Consider the following 22,072-nt stretch of genomic DNA (forward strand, 5'->3'; position numbering starts at 1 on the left):
AGATGAAGAAATTTTATGCGCAAACGATGCCAGAAGCCATGTTACAAATTCGGCAGGAGCTTGGCGAGGAAGCGGTTATTTTAAGCCAGCGTATGATTACGACGAAAAAGTTTTTAGGACTTGTGACGACGAAGCAATTCGAAGTAACAGCGGGCATAGATGAAGTCGTAAAGCCTGTTTTTGATAAAACAGCGGATTTTCCAACAGCGGTGTTGCCAAAGCAAGAAATGCAGGTGCAACCTCAGCCAGTAGCAACGGAGCAAACGCAGGAGTTGCGTAATGAAATTGCCGATTTAAAGGCCATGGTTCAATCGATGTCACGCCAGCAGGAACAAACAAAATATCCGCAAGAGTTAGTTGCTTTATTGCAATATTTAAAGCAGCAAGAGCTAGACGATGAGCTCATCACATATATTGGTGATGAGCTTTTCATCCATTTACGCAAGCATCGTAACGTTACAACAGCGATTCTGCGCCAAGAAGCGAAAAGAATACTTGCTGATAAACTAAAACATTTACCGTTTGGCGCATGTGATGCATCCATTCGATATGTGAATTTGTTAGGTCCGACTGGTGTAGGGAAAACGACAACGATTGCTAAAATGGCTGCCCGAACGGTATTAGAGCAAAAGAAAAAAGTTGGCTTTATGACAACAGATACGTATCGTATTGCCGCGATTGAACAATTAAAAACATATGCGAGTTTGTTACAAGCACCGCTTGAAGTTGTGTATACATCGAGTGATTACGCGGCTGCGATTGAGCGATTGCAAACGCAGGAGCGTATTTTTATTGATACAGCAGGGCGCAACTACAAAGAGGCGCGCTATATCGAAGAAATGAAGAAGCTCGTATCTTTTACTGAAGAGACAGAAACGTATATTGTGTTAGCAGCAACGTCGAAGCAGCAAGATATGTGTCAAATTATTGACCAATTTCAGGAGCTACCGTTTCAAAAATTTGTGTTTACAAAGCTAGATGAAACAGATTCTATTGGCACTATAGTCAATTTAATGGTTAAATATAATAAAGGACTTGCTTACTATACGTCTGGTCAAGAAGTCCCGGAAGATATTGAAGAAGCATCCATTGAGCAGTTGATGACGTTATTGTTCCAAGGAGACATTACATGAGGGATCAAGCCGAAAACTTACGAAGAAAATTATTGCAAAGCCAAGGTCAATTAGGACGTTCCATTGCAGTAGTCAGCGGTAAAGGTGGCGTTGGGAAAAGTAACTTCACAACGAACTTTTCGCTAGAGCTAGTTCGAAGAGGCAAGAAAGTGATTATTGTCGATATGGATATCGGTATGGGCAATATTCATATTTTAATCGGTAAAAGTGTGAAATATAGCCTGAAAGATTATTTGGATGGTGAGCAATCACTAGAAGATGTAATGGCTACACAATATAACGGCTTAACGTACATTTCAGGTGGCTCGGGTATGTCAACATTACTTGAATGGAACGACGCACAGTTTGCAAAATTAATTGAGGCGTTTGAATATTTACAGCAGCATTATGACTATATTGTGTTTGATATGGGTGCTGGTGCAACAAACTGGTCTTTAGATTTGCTTGTTTCAGTCGATGATATTGTTGTTATTACAACGGCAGAGCCGACATCGATTACCGATGCGTATTCGATGATGAAATTTATTTATTTAAAAGATGCACAAAAAGATTTTTATTTATTATGCAATCGTGTGTATAACACAGAAGAAGGGCGTGATACATTACAGCGCCTTCGCACCGTGATGACACAATTTTTGCATAAAGACGTAACTTTATTAGGGTCATTGCCCGAAGAACCGTTAGTGCGTAAAGCCGTACAACAACAAATTCCTTTTTCGGAGCTGTATCCACATGCGACGATTACACAAACGCTACGACAAATTGTGTCGACGTTTATTGATCAACGTCAAGAGGAGATACATGCGCCGACTAAAAATAGCAAGTTTTTAACGAAGCTGCGTTCGATTTTTTCGAAAGGACGTGAGTAAATGCTCGCCAAAAAGAAATTACTCATTGTTGATGATTCTGCATTTATGCGCAAGTTGATTGGTGATTTCTTTACGCATCATCCAACGATTGAAGTAATTGGAACCGCGCGTAATGGGAAGGATGCACTTCAAAAGATTGACCAATATAAGCCGGATGTTGTTACGATGGATGTTGAAATGCCGATTATGAATGGCTTAGATGCGGTGAAAGCAATTATGGAAAAACAGCCACTGCCAATTGTGATGTTATCAAGCACAACGCAACAAGGTGCTGAAAATACATTAATTGCGATGGAAAATGGTGCTGTTGATTTTATTGCAAAGCCAAGTGGCACAATTTCGCTTGATTTACATAAAATTCAGCAGGAGCTTGTTCAGAAGGTTGAACATGCACTACATGCGCCCGTTCGTAATTTACGCAAGCCGGTTTATCGTAGACCGCTGCATTCTTCAATGACTTTACGACAAGAGCAAGCCCCTGTATTGACAACGCCGACTGTGCCACGCCAGACGTTACCAGCAAAAGCGCAAAAAGCACCACAGCGCTGGCATGCGGCGTCGAAAAAAATTATTGTCATTGGTACTTCGACAGGTGGACCGCGTGCATTACAAGAAGTGATAACGAAGCTACCCGAGCATATTCAAGCGCCGATTTTAATTGTACAGCATATGCCAGCTGGTTTTACAAAGTCACTTGCGAATCGTTTGGACCAATTAAGTGCCATTCATGTAAAAGAAGCGGAGCATGGTGATATTTTACAAAACGGTACAGCCTATATTGCCCCTGGTGGATATCATATGAAACTACGTAAAGTCGGTATGTCTTTTGGTATTGTACTAGATCAAGAAGAACCACCACGTTCAGGGCATAGACCAGCTGTAGATGTGATGTTTGAAAGTGTCAGTCAATACGATGACTTCGATAAAATTGCGGTTATTATGACGGGCATGGGCTATGATGGCTCAAAAGGATTAGAAGCGTTAAAAAGAAATGGACATGTCATGGCGATTGCTGAATCACAAAATACGTGTATTGTATACGGTATGCCAAAAGCAGCGGTCGAAACACAGCTTGTTGATGAAGTGGCGGACGTTGAAGATATTGCCCAATCTATACTTAAATATTTGCCTTAAAAGGGGTGTCCTCTTATGGAAGTAAATCAATATTTAGAAATGTTCATTGATGAAAGTAAAGAGCATTTACAAGCTTGTAGTGAACATTTACTAGAGCTTGAAAAAAATCCACGTGACTTAGCGATTGTGAGTGAGATTTTTCGTTCAGCACATACGCTAAAAGGAATGTCAGCAACGATGGGCTATGAAGACTTAGCCGATTTAACACATAAAATGGAAAACGTTTTAGATGCGATTCGCAATGCTAAAATTGATGTTACAGCTGAAATTTTAGATGTTGTCTTTGAGTCAGTGGACCATTTGGAAGAAATGGTGAATGATGTTGCAAATGGTGGTGACGGGAAACGTGATGTTTCAGAAACCGTTGCAAAATTAAATCGCATTGAAGCTGGAGAAGACATTCAGACAACTGCTCTGCCGGTTGCTACGCCAACTGTAGAGACAGTGGCTTCGACGCTTAACTTTGATACATTTGAAAATACAGTGATTGCGCAGTCAGCAGAACAAGGTTTCCAAGCATATGAAATTTACGTGACTTTACGTGAAGATTGCTTATTAAAAGCGGCGCGTGTGTTTATGATTTTTGAAATTTTAGAGAAGCTTGGTGAAGTGATTAAAGCTGTACCGAGTGTCGATCAATTGGAAGAAGAGCAGTTTGATAGTGAGTTCCAAATTGGCTTTATTTCAAAAGAAGATGCGACGTCTTTACAACAGCAGTTAATGAAGGTTTCGGAAGTAGCGGCAGTTCGTGTGCAAGCAATTGAAGCGAATGTTGAACAAACGGTGGTAGAAGAGTCAGTTGTTGAAGCGGTGCAACCTGTACAACCCGTACCAACAGTTGAAACGGTCGAAGTAGCGCCAGTGCAAAAAAGTGAAAAAGCAGCACCTGCAAAAGCACAAGCTGCAACAAGCAAAACAATTCGTGTTAATATCGAGCGTTTAGATATTTTAATGAATTTATTTGAAGAGCTTGTGATTGACCGAGGGCGTTTACAGTCGATTGCAGCTGATGTCAACCATATGGAATTAACGGAAACCGTAGAGCGTATGAGTCGGACGATGGGAGATTTACAAACAATCGTCTTAACAATGCGCATGGTACCTGTCGAAACGGTATTTAACCGTTTCCCGAAAATGGTCCGTCAATTATCACGCGACTTAAATAAAAAAATTCGTTTAGATATTATCGGAGCAGAGACGGAGCTAGACCGTACTGTGATTGATGAAATCGGTGACCCACTTGTTCACTTAATTCGTAACTCGGTGGACCATGGTATTGAATCGCCAGCAGAACGTGTTGCAAAAGGAAAGCCAGAAGAGGGCGTTGTCCAATTACGCGCATTCCATAGTGGTAATCATGTATTCATCGAGATTGAAGATGATGGTGCAGGTGTGAACCGTGAAAAAGTATTGAAAAAGGCCATTTCACGTGGTTTAGTGACACCGGAAGTAGCAGCGACATTATCTGATAAGCAAGTAGCTGAATTTATTATGGCTCCAGGTTTCTCAACAGCGGATGTTATTTCGGACGTATCAGGTCGCGGTGTTGGCTTAGATGTTGTGAAAACAACAATCGAGTCATTAGGCGGTCAAATTTCAATTGATTCGACACCAGGAAGCGGTTCAATCTTCTCGATTCAATTGCCATTAACATTATCGATTATTTCTGTCATGCTTGTTGAAATTGAGCAAGAAAGCTATGCGATTCCGTTGTCATCAATTATTGAAACATCGATTATTCGTACATCAGATATTTTAAATGCGCATAATCAAAAAGTGATTGATTTCCGTGGAAAAGTTGTGCCATTAGTATTCTTGGAAGAAATTTTTGAAGTACCACGCGCAGAGCCGAAGACAGATGATTTCCATTCGGTTGTCATCGTTCGTAAAAATGATAAGCTTGCCGGCTTAGTTGTCGATTCATTTATTGGACAGCAAGAAATCGTTTTAAAATCATTAGGAAACTACTTAACAAATATTTTTGCGATTTCAGGTGCAACCATTTTAGGCAATGGTAAAGTTGCGCTAATTGTTGACTGTAACGCATTAATTAAGTAAGAGGTGAATGACAGATGACAGAAACATATACAACGGAAGTGGAAGCGATGAAAGTAATCGTCTTTCAACTAGCGGATAAAGAATATGCTGTACCGGTTGCGCAAGTACAAGGTATTGAAAAATTAATGCATATTACGCGTGTGCCAAAAACGCCTCATTATGTCAAAGGGGTTATTAATTTACGAGGTGTTGTGACGCCGATTATTGATTTGCGTCAGCGCTTCGGGTTACCGATTTCAGAAGATGAGGAAACGACACGCATTATTATTATTCAACTTGATGACATGGAAGTCGGCTTTGTAGTTGACTCCGCAAATGACGTCTTAGACATTGCAACTGACACAATTGAACCGCAGCCCGAAGTAGTAGGCTCACATGAAGAGGATTTTATTTCAGGCGTGGCAAAAATTGAGAAACGATTACTGATTTTATTACACTTAGATAAAGTACTAAATCCGTTAAAGTAGGCGATAGAGATGCATGAAGATACACCAATTACATCGTTACACTTAGATGTTTTAAAGGAAATTGGAAATATTGGTGCGGCACATGCTGCAACAGCATTGTCCGAGCTATTACAAAAGAAAATCGATATGCAAGTGCCCGATGTGAAAACCGTCTCGTTTGATGAGATGATGGATATTGCGGGCGGTGCAGAAGAAATGGTCGTTGGTATTTTCCTTCGTATTGAAGGCGATGCAGAAGGTAGTATGTTTTTTATTTTACCAGTGGAGCAAGCGAATCGTTTTATCCGTCGTTTAATTCACGATGATACATTTGATTTTTATACACCACCTGTATCGGAGCTTGGATTGTCCGCGATGCAGGAAATGGGCAATATTTTATCTGGTTCGTATTTGTCAGCGCTGTCTGATTTTACAGGATTGAAGTTGTACCCAACAGTTCCAGGGCTAAGTATTGATATGTTCGGAGCGATTATTAGTATTGGACTTATTGATTTATCGTATGTAACAGACCAAGTAATCGTTATTGATACGGCAATTTTTGAGGAAGATGAGCAACAATCGCAAAGTTTAAAAGGAAACTTCTTCTTACTGCCAGAGCCAGATTCATTTATGAAAATCTTTAAAGCGTTAGGTGTGATGTAATGCTACCAAATAGCCAAGTGGTGAAAGTAGGCATTGCACAGATGGATATTGCACGAGAGCCTGCGACAATTCGAACGTCGGGACTTGGTTCTTGTGTAGGTGTCGTCCTTTATGATGAGTCTCGCAAGTTAGCGGGGCTTGTCCACGTCATGTTACCGGACTCATCGTTAAACCGCACACCTCAAATTAATGAAGCGAAATTCGCAGATACCGGTGTTGTGGCGATGGCTGAGCTATTAAAGCGAAGTGGAGCGGTGCGTTTAAAAGCGAAAATTGCTGGCGGTGCGCAAATGTTCCAATTTACATCGGATAAAGATTCGATGCGCATTGGTCCACGAAATGTTGAAGCCGTAAAAGAGCAGTTGCGCAAACTAGCGATTCAACTTGTCGCTGAAGATACAGGTGGTAACAGTGGACGGACAATTGAGTTTGACCCTACAACGAGCATTTTGCATATTCGTACGGTAAATCAAGGAGTGACACAGTTATGACGTTATATGGCAGTATCTTTTATAATTGCTGGGTGGCACTTGCTGCTTTTAGTGTGCATTTCTTTATTGCAATTCAAGATGTATATGCGTCGCCGCGTATTTTATTTGGCTGTTTTGCGACGGCAATTATTGCGTTCTTTGTGACATTCATAGTGCGTTATGTCATTGCGTATGCATTATATACGCCAGAACCAGCTATTGTCGAGGATGAACAGACATCGAAAGAAGCGACGCAAGTAGAGGCAGCACCAGCGACTTCTACCATTGAATTTCAAGATGAAAGCTCAGAGGACATTGCGCAAGTGGTGCGTACAATGTTGCATAAAGATGAGCCAGCGAAATAAATTGATACACATGCTACAGCGCTTCCTTTTTGGAGAAGCTGTAGCATTTTTTTATAAAAATGGGTGATAGGACTCGCATATATTATATTTAGTAGTAATATGAGCAGATTTTCATAAAAAGCTGAAAAGAAAGCAATGAAATTGTTTCGTAAATTGTAAAGGTTTAGCTCGTTTTACATAAGGTATTTTATGCGTAGGTATGTTAAATTTAATATAACGAAAAGAGATGTATTGTGAAGAAAGAGGTGGTTTCATGACTCCAAAAACGTCAGAGGAACAGAAACTATGGTTGCGCTGGGCAAAAGATAAAGACCCAGTGGTTGGCGATATTTTAGTGAAGAAATATACCCCACTTGTGTCGTATCATGTACAACGTATTGCATCAGGCTTACCGAAAAATGTTTCTCGTGATGATTTAACGAGCTTAGGAATGATGGGCTTATTTGACGCGCTAAATAAGTTTGATATTCAACGTGATTTAAAGTTTGATACGTATGCATCATTCCGTGTACGCGGTGCGATTATTGACGGTTTACGCAAAGAAGATTGGTTACCACGTTCTGCTCGTGAAAAGGCAAAGCGTCTCGACCAACAAATCGAACAATTGGAACAGAAAATGATGCGTCATGTGACACCAGAAGAAATTGCGGAGCATACACAATTATCAGTAGATGACGTTTATCAGACGGTGCAGGAACATTTCTTTTCGAATGTATTGTCGATCCACGAACAATTTGATGACCAAGATGAAGCGGACGGCAAGTCATTTGTCATTCGTGACGATGCGACATTAACACCTGAACAGCAAACGGTGAAGTCAGAGTTAATTAGCGATTTGATTGACAATATTCAAAAGTTAAATGAAAAAGAGCAATTAGTGTTAAGTTTATTTTATACAGAAGAATTGACGTTAACGGAAATTGGAGAGCTTTTACAATTATCAACATCACGCATTTCACAAATTCATTCAAAAGCCTTGTTTAAGCTACGTAAGTTACTGATGAACGAAATGTTAAATGCTTAAGGAGTTGAACGACTGTGAGTTTAAAAAGTATTGAATTACAAATTGCTATTCCCAAAACATTTGATGCCGGAAAGATTGTCGAGCAGCAACAGCAACATGTTATCAATCAACAAATGCATGCGAATGAGGCGTTAAAAAAGCAAATCGATCGCCAGCAAACGATGGTCAATGATACCGAACATTTAGACGGTGTAGATATTGACGAAGAGCGTCAACAACAAGAGCAACAAGAACAACAAATGAAAAAGAAGCAACAGCTAGCTAAAAAGGCACAGCATCCGTTTAAAGGAAACTTTGTTGATTTTAGTGGATAGGAGTTATACATGGTCATCGCAATCGTCGCACTGTTTATTGGATTACTTGTCGCATTTGCGGTCATTATTTTGCTATATATGAAAGTATCACAATTAAAAGATGTTGAGCACAAACAGCAAATTATGATGCGTGAATTAGATCAATCTGTCAGTGCTTATTTAGTGGATATGAAAGAAGAAAACGACCGTTTTTTAGCAGAGCTACAGCGTACGAAAAAACCAGCTTCATTATTTAACGAGCCGATTGAAACACCGAAAGTAAAAGCTGCGCCGTATGTGCCACCAATGCCAGATGAAGAGGTAGTGGCATTTGAAGTACCGGTTGTGCCAAAGAAAAAGGCAGCGTCCGTATACGCAAGTCAGCCGCCGAAAGCACCGCTAACAAAACGCCCAACATTTGAAGAGGCGATGCAACAGGCGGTTGAAACGCCGGCCGAAAAACCACCTCAAACATTGCAACAACAAATTCAACAAATGCGTGAAGAGGGACAAACGATTGAGCAAATTGCAAAGGCGTTAAACAAAGGAAAAACGGAAGTCGAATTGTTATTAAAGTTTAATCTGCAAAAATAGTTGCAAGGGTATACGTGATATGCTATAGTGATTAACGGTAATAATTACATTACACACGCATTTTGATGTAGTAAGTGGTGCTTCTTTGTTAGAAGTAGCTTGTTACAAATGAAAAATGCGGAGGAAAACAACCAAAACTTAGGAGGCAATATCATGTCAGTAATTTCAATGAAACAATTACTTGAAGCTGGTGTACATTTCGGTCACCAAACTCGTCGTTGGAACCCAAAAATGAAGAAATATATCTTCGTTGAGCGTAACGGGATCTACATCATCGACTTACAAAAAACAGTTAAAAAATTAGAAGAAGCTTATGACTTCATGCGTCAAGTTGGTCAAGACGGTGGTAAAGTTTTATTCGTAGGTACGAAAAAACAAGCACAAGAAGCGATCAAAGAAGAAGCAGAACGTTCAGGTAACTACTACATCAACCAACGTTGGTTAGGTGGTACTTTAACAAACTTCGGTACAATCCAAAAACGTGTTGCTCGTATGAAGCAAATCGAAAAAATGGAAGAAGACGGTACTTTCGAAGTACTTCCGAAGAAAGAAGTTATCCAACTTAAAAAAGAACACGAACGCTTAGTTAAATTCTTAGGCGGTATCCGTGATATGACTGCAATTCCAGATGTAATGTACGTGGTTGACCCACGTAAAGAGCGCATCGCTGTTGCAGAAGCACGTAAACTTAACATCCCTCTAGTTGGTATCGTTGATACAAACTGTGATCCAGATGAAATTGATTACGTAATCCCAGCAAACGATGATGCTATTCGCGCGGTTAAATTATTAACTGCTAAAATGGCTGACGCTTTAATCGAGTCTAAACAAGGTGAAGAAGAAGCTGTAGCTGCAGAAGCAGAAACTGCTGCTGAATAATTCACTTTTACAAAAGGTGATAAGTGGATAAATCCCTTATCACCTTTTTTTGAAGATAACGCATAAAACTTTAAAAGTTTATTTATATTCCAAGGAGGAATTTCCAATGGCAATTACTGCTCAATTAGTAAAAGAATTACGTGAAAAAACTGGCGCAGGTATGATGGACTGCAAAAAAGCTTTAGTACAAACTGACGGTGACATCGATGCTGCAATCGATTTCTTACGTGAAAAAGGTTTAGCTGCTGCTGGCAAAAAATCAGACCGTATCGCTGCTGAAGGTACAACTTACATTTTAGAACAAGGTAACGAAGCAATTCTTTTAGAAGTAAACGCTGAAACAGATTTCGTTGCGAAAAACGAAAAGTTCCAAGTATTAGTTGCTTCTTTAGCTGAGCAATTATTAGCTGCTAAACCAGAATCAGTAGAAGCTGCTTTAGAATTAGAAAAAGACGGCGTGAAAATCGTTGACCAAATTTCTACAGCTACTGCTACAATCGGTGAAAAAATCTCTTTACGTCGTTTTGAAGTAAAAACAAAAACAGATGCAGACGCATTTGGTGCTTACTTACACATGGGCGGACGCATTGGTGTATTAGTAGTTCTTGAAGGTTCTACTGACGCTGCAGCTGCAAAAGACGTAGCAATGCACATCGCTGCTATCAACCCAACTTACGTTTCTCGTGACGAAGTTTCTGCTGAAGAAGTAGAGCGTGAGCGCAAAGTATTAACTGAGCAAGCGTTAAACGAAGGTAAACCAGAAAACATCGTAGCGAAAATGGTAGAAGGTCGTCTTGGTAAATACTTCGAAGACATCTGCTTATTAGACCAAACTTTCGTTAAAAACTCTGACCAAAAAGTACGTACTTTCGTAGAATCTACTGGCGGTCAAGTAACTGGCTTCACTCGTTACGCTGTAGGTGAAGGTATCGAAAAACGTGAAGATAACTTCGCGGAAGAAGTAATGAACCAAGTTAAAGGTAACTAATTAATAGTTTCATAACGAAAAAAGTAGGGAGCACCAATTTGCGTGTTCCCTATTTTTCAAGCAATGAAAACGTAGTAAAATAAAAGAAATGACGGAGGTTTCCTATGAGTGTTTCACAATACAAACGAGTAGTAATTAAGCTGAGCGGCGAAGCATTAGCTGGCGAAGCAGGTTTTGGCTTATCGCCACAAATCATTAAAGAAGTTGCAAAACAGGTGAAAGAAGTCGTTGATTTAGGCGTAGAAGTAGCAGTTGTTGTCGGTGGCGGTAATATTTGGCGCGGAAAAATCGGCAGTGAAATGGGCATGGAACGTGCATCAGCAGACTACATGGGCATGTTAGCAACAGTTATGAACTCGTTGGCATTACAAGACGCTTTAGAAAAGCTAGACATCGAAACACGCGTGCAATCATCTATCGTGATGACGCAAGTGGCAGAGCCGTATATTCGTCGTAAAGCAGTTCGTCATTTAGAGAAAAAACGCGTTGTTATTTTTGCGGCAGGTACAGGGAATCCTTATTTCTCGACAGATACAACAGCAGCATTACGTGCCGCAGAAATTAATGCAGATGCAATTTTAATGGCGAAAAACAATGTAGATGGTGTGTACTCAGCAGATCCTCGCGTTGACAAAGATGCAGTAAAATATGATACTTTAACATACTTAGATGTAATTCAACAAGGGTTACAAGTAATGGATTCTACTGCGTCGACACTATGTATGGATAACGACATTCCGTTAATCGTCTTCTCAATTTCAGAAGAAGGTAACATTCGTCGTGCCGTACAAGGAGAAAAAATCGGTACAGTTGTTAGGAGGAGCTTATAATGACAAAAGAAATTTTAGCATTAGCAAAAGAGAAGATGGAGAAATCAATTTCTGCACTTTCTCGTCAATTAGCATCAATTCGTGCAGGTCGTGCGAACGCTAGCTTACTTGACCGCATCACAGTAGATTACTACGGTGCACCAACGCCAGTAAACCAAATGGCAGGTATCGCGGTACCAGAAGCACGCCTTTTAGTAATCACACCTTACGATAAAACAATCTTAGGTGATATTGAAAAAGCGATTATGAAATCAGATATCGGCATTACGCCAACAAATGATGGTAATGTCATTCGTTTAGCGATTCCAGCATTAACAGAAGAGCGTCGTAAAGAGCTTGCAAAACAAGTGAAAAAAGAAGCAGAAGATGCAAAAGTTGCAGTACGTAACGTGCGTCGTGATGCAAACGATGACTTAAAGAAAGCTGAGAAAAACGGCGACATTACAGAAGACGATTTACGTGGCTACGGTGAAGATATTCAAAAGTTAACAGATGATTTCATCGCAAAAGTAGACGCTGTTGCAAAAGAAAAAGAACAAGAGTTATTAGAAGTTTAATTCGATAGAACCTTGTTCATTTCGGAACGTCCTACACGTTAGGACGTTCTTTTCTTTTTCGCTTACTACATATATCCGTATGACGCGCATTTATCATCCAGTAAAAAATACGAAAAAGCGACTACAAAAAATGGAAGTTTGTTGTAAAACGCTGAAAACTTCACAGAAACATAAGGTAATTTAGGGTAGATTTTGATATGATAATGAAGTACGTCCGATTTGTAGTCAGTGGAGGAATAAAGTAAATGTTAAAAAAATGGTTCGGAAAAACGGAAACGTTGCCGATAAGTGAATCTTTCGAGGAGCGTGTACAACAGGCAACTCAACATACCGTTCCAACGCATATTGCGATTATTATGGATGGCAACGGACGCTGGGCGAAGAAGCGTAGTTTACCACGTGTGGCAGGGCATCATGAAGGCATGAAGACCGTGCGTAAAATTACACGCTTTGCAGATCGTTTAGGCGTAAAAGCGCTGACGGTGTACGCATTCTCAACAGAGAACTGGAAGCGCCCAAAAGCAGAAGTCGAATTTATTATGAAATTACCACAAGAATTTTTAGGTGATTTTTTACCAGAAATGATTGAACGTAATATCCGTGTGGAAACAATTGGAGAGCCGGAATATTTACCAAAGCATACGCGTCTTGCCTTAGAAGAAGCGATTGAGCAAACAAAGCACAATACAGGATTAGTGCTGACATTTGCGCTGAACTATGGAAGCCGTGCTGAAATTGTAAAAGCAACACAAAACATAGCGACTGCCGTAAAAAATGGTGTGTTAGCAGTTGAAGATATTACAGAAGAGACGATGAACGCTGCACTGATGACAGCGGGATTACCAGAGCCAGAGCTACTCATTCGTACAAGTGGAGAAGTACGTTTAAGCAACTTTATGTTATGGCAACTTGCCTATACGGAGTTTTTCTTTACAGATGTGTTGTGGCCGGATTTTGCCGAGCAGCATTTATTAGAGGCTATAGAGAGCTTCCAAGGCCGTGATCGTCGTTACGGTGGTTTAAAAGGAGAGAGCAATTAGTGAAAACACGTATTATTACGGGTGTTGTCGCTGCTGCACTGTTTATACCGTTTGTTGTCTATGGTGGCTTACCATGGACAATTTTAGTGTATGCACTTGCAGCGATTGGTATGTATGAATTACTGAAAATGAATGACATATCGATTTTTTCAACGCCAGGCGTACTTGGAACATTGGCGTTATTTGTTTTGTTAATGCCAAATGAATGGGCAGTACAAGTAGAGCAGTGGACCGGCTATCCGAAGCTAGAGTTAGCTTTTATTATGGTCATTTTATTACTGGTGTATTCGGTATTAATTAAAAATAAATTTACGTTTGATAATGTCGGCTTTGTTGTACTAGCAGCGATATATGTCGGCTTAGGATTCCATTATTTCATCGAAACGCGTAATGAGGGACTTGTATATATTATTTTTGCATTGGTTGTTGTATGGTCAACGGATTCCGGTGCGTATTTTACAGGGCGTAAATTCGGTAAGCGTAAATTATGGCCAGAAATTTCACCGAATAAAACAGTAGAAGGTTTTGTTGGTGGCATCTTGATCGCTGTCGTATTTGCGGTAGCAATGGAACTGATTTATCCATTTGCTTCATCGTGGGCAAGTTTACTTCTTGTCACAATTGTCTGCTCAGTTTTTGGACAAATGGGTGATTTAGTCGAATCAGCGATTAAACGTCATTATGGCGTAAAAGACTCAGGGAATGTGTTACCAGGGCATGGTGGTATTTTAGACCGCTTTGATAGCTTATTGTTTGTGTTACCACTTCTACACTTTTTACATTTTGTGTGACGCTTGAAAGGAATCGTGATAAATATGAAAAAAATTAGTTTACTTGGTGCAACAGGTTCAATTGGTTTACAAACGATTGATATTTTAGAGCAACATCCAGAAGCATTTCAGCTTGTCGCATTTTCATCAGGACGTAATATGGATGTGACACGTTCAATTTTAACAAAATTAACACCAGAGCTAGTGTCGGTCATCTCTGCGGAAGATGCACAAACATTACAGGCAGAATTTCCACATGTCACGTTTACGTATGGAAATGAAGGGCTTGTAGAAGTAGCGACGCATCCAGCTTCGACAGTACTTGTGAATGCCGTCTTAGGAAGTGTAGGGTTAGAATCTACACTTGCAGCGATTCGCATGGGCAAAACGATTGCGATTGCCAATAAGGAAACACTTGTAACAGCAGGACATTTAGTGATGGCAGAAGCGAAAAAATACAATGCCCCAATTTTACCGGTAGATAGTGAACATTCAGCACTTTTCCAATCAATGAATGGCGAAAATACAAAGCGCATTGAACGTTTAATTTTAACAGCCTCTGGTGGTTCATTCCGCGATAAAACACGCGACGAATTAGTCGGTGTGACCGTGAAGGATGCGTTAAATCATCCGAACTGGTCAATGGGCGCGAAAATTACGATTGATTCGGCCACAATGATGAATAAAGGTTTAGAAGTCATTGAAGCACATGTGTTATTTGATATGCCGTATGACAAAGTCGATGTGTTGTTGCACCGTGAAAGTATTATTCACTCGATGGTGGAATACAGCGATACGAGCGTTATGGCACAGCTAGGCTCACCGGATATGCGTGTACCGATTCAATATGCACTGAGCTACCCAGACCGTTTACCGATTCAACATGCACAGCGTTTAAATTTAGCACAAATTGGACAATTGCATTTTGAAGAAGTGAATTTTGAGCGCTATAAAGCATTGCAACTTGCATATGATGCAGGGCGCGCAGGTGGTACGATGCTAACGGCGATGAATGCAGCGAACGAAGCAGCAGTTGCGTTATTTTTAAACGAGCAAATTACGTTTTTACAAATTGAAGAGTTAATCGAGCGTGTCATGCATACGCATAATAATGTGCAATTACCAGATTTAGCAACCATTTTAGCGGTGGATAGCGAAACGAGAAAAATTGTACAGGGCATGGTAAAATAAACACAAGCAATGAAGAGATGAGGGTGACGCAATATGCAAACAGTTTTAGCCTTTATCGTCATTTTCGGTGGACTTGTGTTCTTCCATGAACTAGGGCATTTTATTTTTGCAAAACGTGCAGGCATTATGGTGCGTGAGTTTGCAATTGGGATGGGACCGAAAATTTTTGGCGTAACAAAAGGCGAGACAATTTATACCATTCGTCTGCTGCCCATCGGTGGTTATGTACAGATGGCAGGAGAAGAAATGGATAGTGTGGAGTTAAAGCCAGGCTATCGTATTGGTGTCGTGTTAAACGATGACAATGTGATTGAAAAAATTTACTTCAATCAAAATAAAACATATCCAAACATTTACTTCATGGAAGTGGAGCGCGCCGATTTAAATCGTGAGCTATGGATTGAGGGCTATAACGAAGATGAAGAGCTTGTACGTTTTAATGTATCGCGTACAGCAGCGCTTGTTGAAAATGGTAAGGAAACGATTATCGCTCCGTATGACCGTCAATTTAATTCGAAATCGGTTGGCGCACGTACAATGGCGATTTTTGCAGGACCGTTATTTAACTTCATTTTAGCGTTCTTTATTTTTATGGCACTAGGCTTTATGCAAGGTGTGCCAACGAATGAGCCGATTATTACCGAAGTTGTTGAGGACTCACCAGCAGCAGTTGCAGGGATGCAAGATGGCGACCTTGTGACGGCGATTAATAATGAACCGATTGCTGAGTGGAATGATTTAGTGGCGATTGTGCAGGAAAGCCCGAATCAAGAAATTGCGGTGGATGTTGAGCGTAATGGTGAAGCGTTATCCTTAACGATGGTACCAGGTGTCATTGAGCAAGAAGGGAAAGAATACGGTCAAATTGGCGTACGTTACGCGTCACCAATGGACCGCATTACGAATCCATTTGAAGCGGCTTGGTACGGTGTAACATCAACGGTTGAGTATACAAAAATGATTCTTGGTTTATTAGGGGACTTAATAACGGGTCAATTCTCATTAGATATGTTAAATGGACCGGTTGGTATTTATAAATCAACAGAGGAAGTTGCGAAAACAGGTGTTTACAATTTAATGCACTGGGCAGCAATTTTATCGATTAACCTTGGGATTATGAACCTTTTACCATTACCTGCGCTAGACGGTGGACGTTTAATGTTCTTCGCTGTTGAAGCAGTACGTGGCAAGCCAGTCGACCCACAAAAAGAAGGCATGGTACATTTTGTTGGTATCGTCCTATTAATGATGCTAATGGTTGCAGTGACATGGAATGATATTCAGAGATTTTTCTTCTAATCTACCCATAAAAACATGCAAATGATGCACAAATTTTTCGGCTTTGAGTGTAATTGTCAAATATTGACTAGCGCTCAAAGCCAAATTTGATTATGCTAACTATATTAACTTAAAAGGTGGAACTTTTATTATGAAACAAAGTAAAACATTTATTCCAACGCTGCGTGAAGTACCAGCAGATGCGGATGTAAAGTCACATAAGCAATTATTACGTGCTGGCTTTATTCGTCAAAATACAAGTGGTGTGTATTCATACTTACCATTAGGTCGCCGTGTGCTTGCAAAAATCGAGCAAATCGTGCGCGAAGAAATGGAAGCTGTCAATTCAATTGAGCTATTAATGCCAGCATTACAAGCAGCTGAATTATGGCAAGAATCAGGTCGTTGGGATGCATACGGTCCAGAATTAATGCGTTTACAAGACCGTCATAACCGCGATTTCGCATTAGGTGCGACACATGAAGAGGTTATTACATCATTAGTGCGTGATGAAATTAAATCGTACAAAAAATTACCATTAACACTGTATCAAATTCAAACGAAATTCCGCGACGAAAAACGTCCACGCTTTGGCTTATTACGTGGTCGCGAATTTATTATGAAAGATGCATACTCATTCCACGCAACACGTGAATCATTAGATGAAACGTATGACGATATGTACCGTGCGTATTCAAATATCTTTACGCGTCTTGGCTTGAACTTCCGCGCAGTTATTGCGGATGCAGGGTCAATCGGTGGTAAAGGTACACATGAGTTTATGGTATTATCTGAAATCGGTGAAGATACAATTGCTTACTCGGATTCATCAGATTACGCAGCGAACATTGAAATGGCAGAAGTTGTTGTGGAGTACAAAGCAAGCGAAGAAGCAATGAACGAGCTTGAAAAAGTATCAACACCTGACCAAAAATCAATTGAAGACGTATCAAGCTTCTTAAACGTACCAGCGAATAACTGCATTAAATCATTAGTATTCAATGTTGATGGTGAGTTAGTTGTTGTTTTAGCACGTGGCGACCACGAAATTAACGACATTAAATTAAAAAATGCATTAGGTGCAACATCTGTTGAATTAGCAGAAGAGCAAGAAATTAAAGAGTTAATCGGTGCAAGCATCGGGTCAATCGGTCCAGTGAAATTACCAGTAGGCGTAAAAGTTGTTGCGGATAACGCAGTAAAATCAGTACGCAATGGTGTAGCAGGTGCGAACGAAGATGGCTTCCACTTTGTAAACGTTAATCCTGAGCGCGACTTTGCGGTAAACGATTATTTAGATATTCGTTTCATCCAAGTTGGTGACCCATCTCCAGACGGCAATGGCGTAATTAAGTTTGCTGAAGGAATTGAAGTTGGTCATATTTTCAAACTTGGCACAACGTACTCAGCGAAAATGGGCGCAACATTCTTAGACGACCAAGGGAAAGCACAACCATTTATTATGGGTTGCTACGGTATTGGTGTATCTCGTTTACTTGCAGCAGTTGCTGAACAGTTCCAAGATGATAACGGCTTCGTATGGCCAACACAATTAACACCGTACGACATTCACTTAGTACCGGTAAATGTGAAGGATGAAGCACAAGTTGGCTTAGCAGACGACTTATATTCATTACTACAATCATACCGCTACGATGTGTTATATGATGACCGTGCAGAGCGTGCAGGCGTGAAATTTGCCGATGCAGATTTAATCGGTTTACCAGTGCGTGTAACAGTTGGTAAAAAAGCAGCTGAAGGCATTGTTGAAGTGAAATTCCGTCATTCTGGTGAATCATTTGAATGGCAAAAAGAAGAATTAGTAGACCGCTTAAACGAGTTTTTCCGTACGAACTAATTCGTAGCGTCTTCGCTAATAAACAGCTAAAATAGTAGAAGGATGCATCATGCAGACTATACGATGAAAGGCGCTGACGTGACTCATGCTACGTCAGCCCTTTTATTTTGCTTGGAAAAGAGAAAGTGCAGGTGAAGAGTATGTCAACAACACAAGAAGCGCAGCAGCGTTTTCAAATTTTATTACAGCAATTAGAGTTAACAGAAGATGTGTATATGTCGTTTTTTGAAGGCGGTGAACTATCGCGTATGACCGTTCATAAAACGAATCGACAATGGCATTTTCATGTGACATTACAGCAAATTTTACCATATAAGTTATATGAACTATTTATCGTACGTTTACGCGAGCGCTTTTCGGGCATTGCCGCAATCCAGTTATCATTGTCTTCAGTAGACCCAGAAGTAACGGCGGCACTTATTCATGATTATTGGGCACTTGTTTTAAACAGTATTGATGGCATGGCACCACCGCTTCGTCAAACACTGAGTAATCAACAGCCACAATGGACAGGCAATAAAATGAAGCTCGTATGTGGGCAACAAGTGGAGTATTTAACGTGTAAAAATAAATATACGGACATTATTGCACAGCATTATCAATATTTTGGTTTCCCGCAATTACAAGTAGATTTTGAGCTACAAGAAGATAAAGAAGCATTCACGCGCTTACAGGAACAATTTTTCGAAAAGCGTCGTGAAGAAGAAGAACAGCTTGGGCAAAAAGCGTATGAAATAGTACAAAAAGGTGCTTCTGCTAAAGAAGATGTTGTCGTGAACGATATTGTTGTGCCAGCAGGGCCACTTCAAATTGGTAAGCCACTACAAGATGGCGAAGTGACAGAATTAAAACGTATTCAAGAAGAAGAGCGCTTCGTAGTCGTTGAAGGCTATGTCTTTGATGTCGAAGTGAAGGAGTTACGCTCAGGTCGTCACATTTTAACGATGAAAATGACCGACTATACCGATTCAATTGTTGTGAAAATGTTCTCGAACACGAAAACGGATATTGCACTCATGTCGATGGTGAAAAAAGGTATGTGGGTACGTGTTGGTGGCGGTGTACAAAATGATACATTTTTACGTGATTTAGTCATTATGGGACGTTCGATTACGGAAATTAGCCATGAATCGCGTAAAGATACAGCAAAAGACGACGAAAAGCGTGTAGAGCTGCATTTACACACACCGATGAGCCAAATGGACGCGGTGACACCGGTGAGTACACTTGTGGCACAGGCAGCAAAATGGGGACATCCTGCAGTGGCCATTACTGACCATGCTGTTGTGCAATCATTCCCAGAAGCGTACGCAGCAGGGAAGAAAAATGGCATTAAAGTGTTATACGGACTAGAGGCATATTTAGTAGATGATGGTGTGCCGATTGCGTATGACGCAGAGCATATTGACTTAGAAAATGCAACCTTTGTTGTGTTTGACGTAGAAACGACTGGTTTATCAGCTGTGTATGACACGATTATTGAACTTGCGGCAGTGAAAATTCAAAATGGGCAAAAAATTGATGAATTTTCAAGCTTTGCGAACCCGCACCATAAATTATCGGCAACAACGATTGAGTTAACAGGTATTGAAGATAAAGATGTCGAAAATGCACCAGAAGTGGAAGAAGTGATTCGCCAGTTCCATGACTGGATTGGAGAAGGCAGTATATTAGTGGCACATAACGCATCATTTGATATGGGCTTCCTGTATACATCATATAAACGCTTCGGTTTAGATGATACAATTCATCCGGTTATTGATACGTTAGAATTAGCCCGTTTTTTACATCCTGAAATGAAATCACATCGTTTAAATGTGCTTTGTAAAAAGTTTGGTATTGACTTAACGCAGCATCACCGTGCGATTTATGACTGTCGTGCAACGGGCGATTTACTATTGCATTTGTTAAAAGAAGCGATGGATAACCATGACATTACACATCAAGATGATTTAAATAATTACGTCGGTGCAGGAGATGCGTATAAGCGTGCACGTCCGTACCATTGTACGATTTTAGCAATGGACAATGATGGATTAAAAAACTTATTTAAGCTCGTATCAACAGCGCATGTACAAACATATTACCGTGTGCCACGTGTGACACGTTCTTCGCTGATGCAGTACCGCAAAGGGCTACTTGTCGGAAGCGGCTGTGATAAAGGTGAAGTATTTGAGGCGATGATGCAAAAGCAGCCGGAAGAAGTGGAAGAAATCGCGAAGTTTTACGATTACATCGAAATTATGCCAAAACCCGTGTATGCACATTTACTAGAATCAGAAATGGTGCAAACAGAGTTCCAATTAGAAGATATTATTCGTAAACTTGTGAAGCTTGGTAAAAAGCTCGACAAGCCAGTTGTTGCAACAGGTAATGTGCATTATTTAAATAAAGAAGATGCGATGTTCCGCCAAATTTTAATTGGCTCGCAAGGCGGTGCAAATCCACTTAATCGTTATAAACTGCCAGAAGTGCATTTCCGTACGACGAATGAAATGCTCGACGAATTTGCCTTTTTAGGTGAGGATGTGGCAAAAGAGGTTGTTGTAACGAACACGCAATTAATCGCTAATATGATTGGTGATGTGAAGCCGATTAAAGACGATTTATATACACCGAAAATCGAAGGCTCGGATGAAGAAGTTACGAACTTAACGTATGAAATGGCACGTTCTATTTATGGTGAACAGTTGCCAGATATTGTACAAGCACGTATTGATAAAGAATTAAAGTCGATTTTAGGGCACGGCTTTGGCGTTATTTATTTAATCTCGGCAAAGCTTGTAAAGAAATCATTAGCAGATGGCTACTTAGTAGGGTCGCGTGGTTCGGTTGGGTCGTCACTTGTTGCGACATTTATGGAGATTACCGAAGTAAATCCATTGCCACCACATTATGTATGTCCAGACTGTAAACATTCGGAGTTTATAGCGGATGGTTCTGTTGCATCAGGCTATGACTTACCAAATAAAACATGCCCGAAATGTGGGGCGAATTATAAAAAAGACGGACAAGATATTCCGTTTGAAACATTCCTCGGATTTAAAGGGGACAAGGTGCCGGACATTGATTTGAGTGCGACACGTTGCTAGTTGAAAAGACTAGCCACCATTATTGGTAGAACTGCTATTTCGAAGTGTGGAATGACGGAGTAACGCCCCGAAACACACTCGCTGAAGCTACGACATGCAAGCGGATGACTGCAAAACTGAAACTTGTATGAAGCTCGTTAAAGTAGGCTGAAGTTCACCCAAACAGTACGGCTGTGGAAAGGGAGACATCCTGTGAATGATAGGTCTGGCGTCTATAAACTTTCTATGGTTAGAATCAGTAGAATGACTGGGACAAACCCTCGATTGACTTTTCGTGAATGTCACGTAGTAGAAATGCTGCGGGATCCAAATTAGGATTTCTAGGTGTGGATGAGTAAGCGTTTGGTTATGAAAATCCATCTTGTGTTACAGGCACATGCAAGCCTAGCGGAATTTAGGGGGAACCTAAGGGAAGATGTACAGATAGAAATAGTGGAACGTGTGAAGCTCCGAACGTAAGAGACAGTTGCATGTCGATGACGACGGTACGAGGAAAGGCTTTTAGCTATAACTCGTTTTAACGGAGTGGCAGTAGTGCCG

General features: G+C 40.5%; 20 protein-coding genes and 1 pseudogene. All 21 read left to right on the top strand.

Going from position 1 to position 22,072, the window contains the following annotated elements; translation table 11 throughout:
• Positions 1 to 2 precede the first annotated feature (2 nt).
• On the top strand, positions 3 to 1,133 hold the full coding sequence (flhF, locus tag A6M13_RS04940; RefSeq protein WP_342669467.1) for a flagellar biosynthesis GTPase FlhF: 1,131 nt from the start codon (positions 3 to 5) through the stop codon (positions 1,131 to 1,133).
• Entirely contained in the window at positions 1,130 to 2,002 is an 873-nt protein-coding gene (locus tag A6M13_RS04945; protein ID WP_066543405.1) for a MinD/ParA family protein, read from the top strand. Before flhF ends, A6M13_RS04945 begins: the two co-directional genes overlap by 4 nt.
• Entirely contained in the window at positions 2,003 to 3,136 is a 1,134-nt protein-coding gene (locus A6M13_RS04950; protein WP_066543407.1) for a protein-glutamate methylesterase/protein-glutamine glutaminase, read from the top strand.
• 15 nt (positions 3,137 to 3,151) lie between these two features.
• Positions 3,152 to 5,194: a chemotaxis protein CheA gene (locus A6M13_RS04955; protein ID WP_066543409.1), complete on the top strand. Its 2,043-nt coding sequence runs from the start codon at positions 3,152 to 3,154 to the stop codon at positions 5,192 to 5,194.
• Positions 5,195 to 5,208: 14 nt separating this feature from the next.
• The gene (locus A6M13_RS04960) at positions 5,209 to 5,661 is read left to right on the top strand and encodes a chemotaxis protein CheW (RefSeq protein ID WP_066543411.1); all 453 of its coding nucleotides are present in this window, start codon (positions 5,209 to 5,211) and stop codon (positions 5,659 to 5,661) included.
• A 9-nt stretch (positions 5,662 to 5,670) separates the two neighbouring features.
• A complete protein-coding gene (locus tag A6M13_RS04965) occupies positions 5,671 to 6,303 on the top strand; it encodes a chemotaxis protein CheC (RefSeq protein WP_066543413.1) in 633 nt (210 codons plus the stop codon).
• Complete coding sequence (locus A6M13_RS04970) at positions 6,303 to 6,794, top strand: chemotaxis protein CheD (protein WP_066543415.1); 492 nt, start codon at positions 6,303 to 6,305, stop codon at positions 6,792 to 6,794. Before A6M13_RS04965 ends, A6M13_RS04970 begins: the two co-directional genes overlap by 1 nt.
• Positions 6,791 to 7,138: a hypothetical protein gene (locus A6M13_RS04975; RefSeq protein WP_066543421.1), complete on the top strand. Its 348-nt coding sequence runs from the start codon at positions 6,791 to 6,793 to the stop codon at positions 7,136 to 7,138. The genes A6M13_RS04970 and A6M13_RS04975 overlap by 4 nt, the downstream gene beginning before the upstream one ends.
• Positions 7,139 to 7,391: 253 nt before the next feature.
• Positions 7,392 to 8,162, top strand: a complete 771-nt coding sequence (locus A6M13_RS04980) for a FliA/WhiG family RNA polymerase sigma factor (protein ID WP_066543422.1) — start codon at positions 7,392 to 7,394, stop codon at positions 8,160 to 8,162.
• Positions 8,163 to 8,176: 14 nt separating this feature from the next.
• The gene (locus tag A6M13_RS04985; RefSeq protein WP_066543424.1) at positions 8,177 to 8,476 is read left to right on the top strand and encodes an RNA polymerase subunit sigma; all 300 of its coding nucleotides are present in this window, start codon (positions 8,177 to 8,179) and stop codon (positions 8,474 to 8,476) included.
• A 9-nt stretch (positions 8,477 to 8,485) separates the two neighbouring features.
• Positions 8,486 to 9,049: a hypothetical protein gene (locus A6M13_RS04990; protein ID WP_066543426.1), complete on the top strand. Its 564-nt coding sequence runs from the start codon at positions 8,486 to 8,488 to the stop codon at positions 9,047 to 9,049.
• A 153-nt stretch (positions 9,050 to 9,202) separates the two neighbouring features.
• On the top strand, positions 9,203 to 9,928 hold the full coding sequence (rpsB, locus tag A6M13_RS04995; RefSeq protein ID WP_066543428.1) for a 30S ribosomal protein S2: 726 nt from the start codon (positions 9,203 to 9,205) through the stop codon (positions 9,926 to 9,928).
• A 106-nt stretch (positions 9,929 to 10,034) separates the two neighbouring features.
• Positions 10,035 to 10,916 (top strand): translation elongation factor Ts, encoded by an 882-nt coding sequence (gene tsf / locus A6M13_RS05000; protein WP_066543430.1) that lies wholly within the window; start codon positions 10,035 to 10,037, stop codon positions 10,914 to 10,916.
• Between the two features lie 104 nt (positions 10,917 to 11,020).
• Positions 11,021 to 11,746, top strand: coding sequence for a UMP kinase (pyrH, locus tag A6M13_RS05005; protein ID WP_066543435.1), 726 nt, complete (start codon positions 11,021 to 11,023; stop codon positions 11,744 to 11,746).
• Positions 11,746 to 12,303 (top strand): ribosome recycling factor, encoded by a 558-nt coding sequence (gene frr, locus A6M13_RS05010; RefSeq protein ID WP_066543437.1) that lies wholly within the window; start codon positions 11,746 to 11,748, stop codon positions 12,301 to 12,303. The genes pyrH and frr overlap by 1 nt, the downstream gene beginning before the upstream one ends.
• Positions 12,304 to 12,548: 245 nt before the next feature.
• The gene (locus tag A6M13_RS05015; RefSeq protein WP_066543439.1) at positions 12,549 to 13,343 is read left to right on the top strand and encodes an undecaprenyl pyrophosphate synthase; all 795 of its coding nucleotides are present in this window, start codon (positions 12,549 to 12,551) and stop codon (positions 13,341 to 13,343) included.
• Positions 13,343 to 14,134 (top strand): phosphatidate cytidylyltransferase, encoded by a 792-nt coding sequence (locus A6M13_RS05020; RefSeq protein ID WP_066543440.1) that lies wholly within the window; start codon positions 13,343 to 13,345, stop codon positions 14,132 to 14,134. The genes A6M13_RS05015 and A6M13_RS05020 overlap by 1 nt, the downstream gene beginning before the upstream one ends.
• 24 nt (positions 14,135 to 14,158) lie before the next feature.
• Entirely contained in the window at positions 14,159 to 15,304 is a 1,146-nt protein-coding gene (locus A6M13_RS05025; protein ID WP_066543441.1) for a 1-deoxy-D-xylulose-5-phosphate reductoisomerase, read from the top strand.
• 33 nt (positions 15,305 to 15,337) lie between these two features.
• A complete protein-coding gene (gene rseP, locus A6M13_RS05030) occupies positions 15,338 to 16,603 on the top strand; it encodes an RIP metalloprotease RseP (RefSeq protein WP_066543442.1) in 1,266 nt (421 codons plus the stop codon).
• A 130-nt stretch (positions 16,604 to 16,733) separates the two neighbouring features.
• Positions 16,734 to 18,440: a proline--tRNA ligase gene (locus tag A6M13_RS05035; protein ID WP_066543443.1), complete on the top strand. Its 1,707-nt coding sequence runs from the start codon at positions 16,734 to 16,736 to the stop codon at positions 18,438 to 18,440.
• Positions 18,441 to 18,580: 140 nt separating this feature from the next.
• Positions 18,581 to 21,511 (top strand): annotated as a pseudogene (locus A6M13_RS05040) (PolC-type DNA polymerase III); the annotation flags it as partial.
• Positions 21,512 to 22,072: the final 561 nt, after the last annotated feature.

It is taken from the genome of Caryophanon tenue (genome assembly GCF_001700315.1).
Classification (GTDB): Bacteria; Bacillota; Bacilli; order Bacillales_A; family Planococcaceae; genus Caryophanon; species Caryophanon tenue.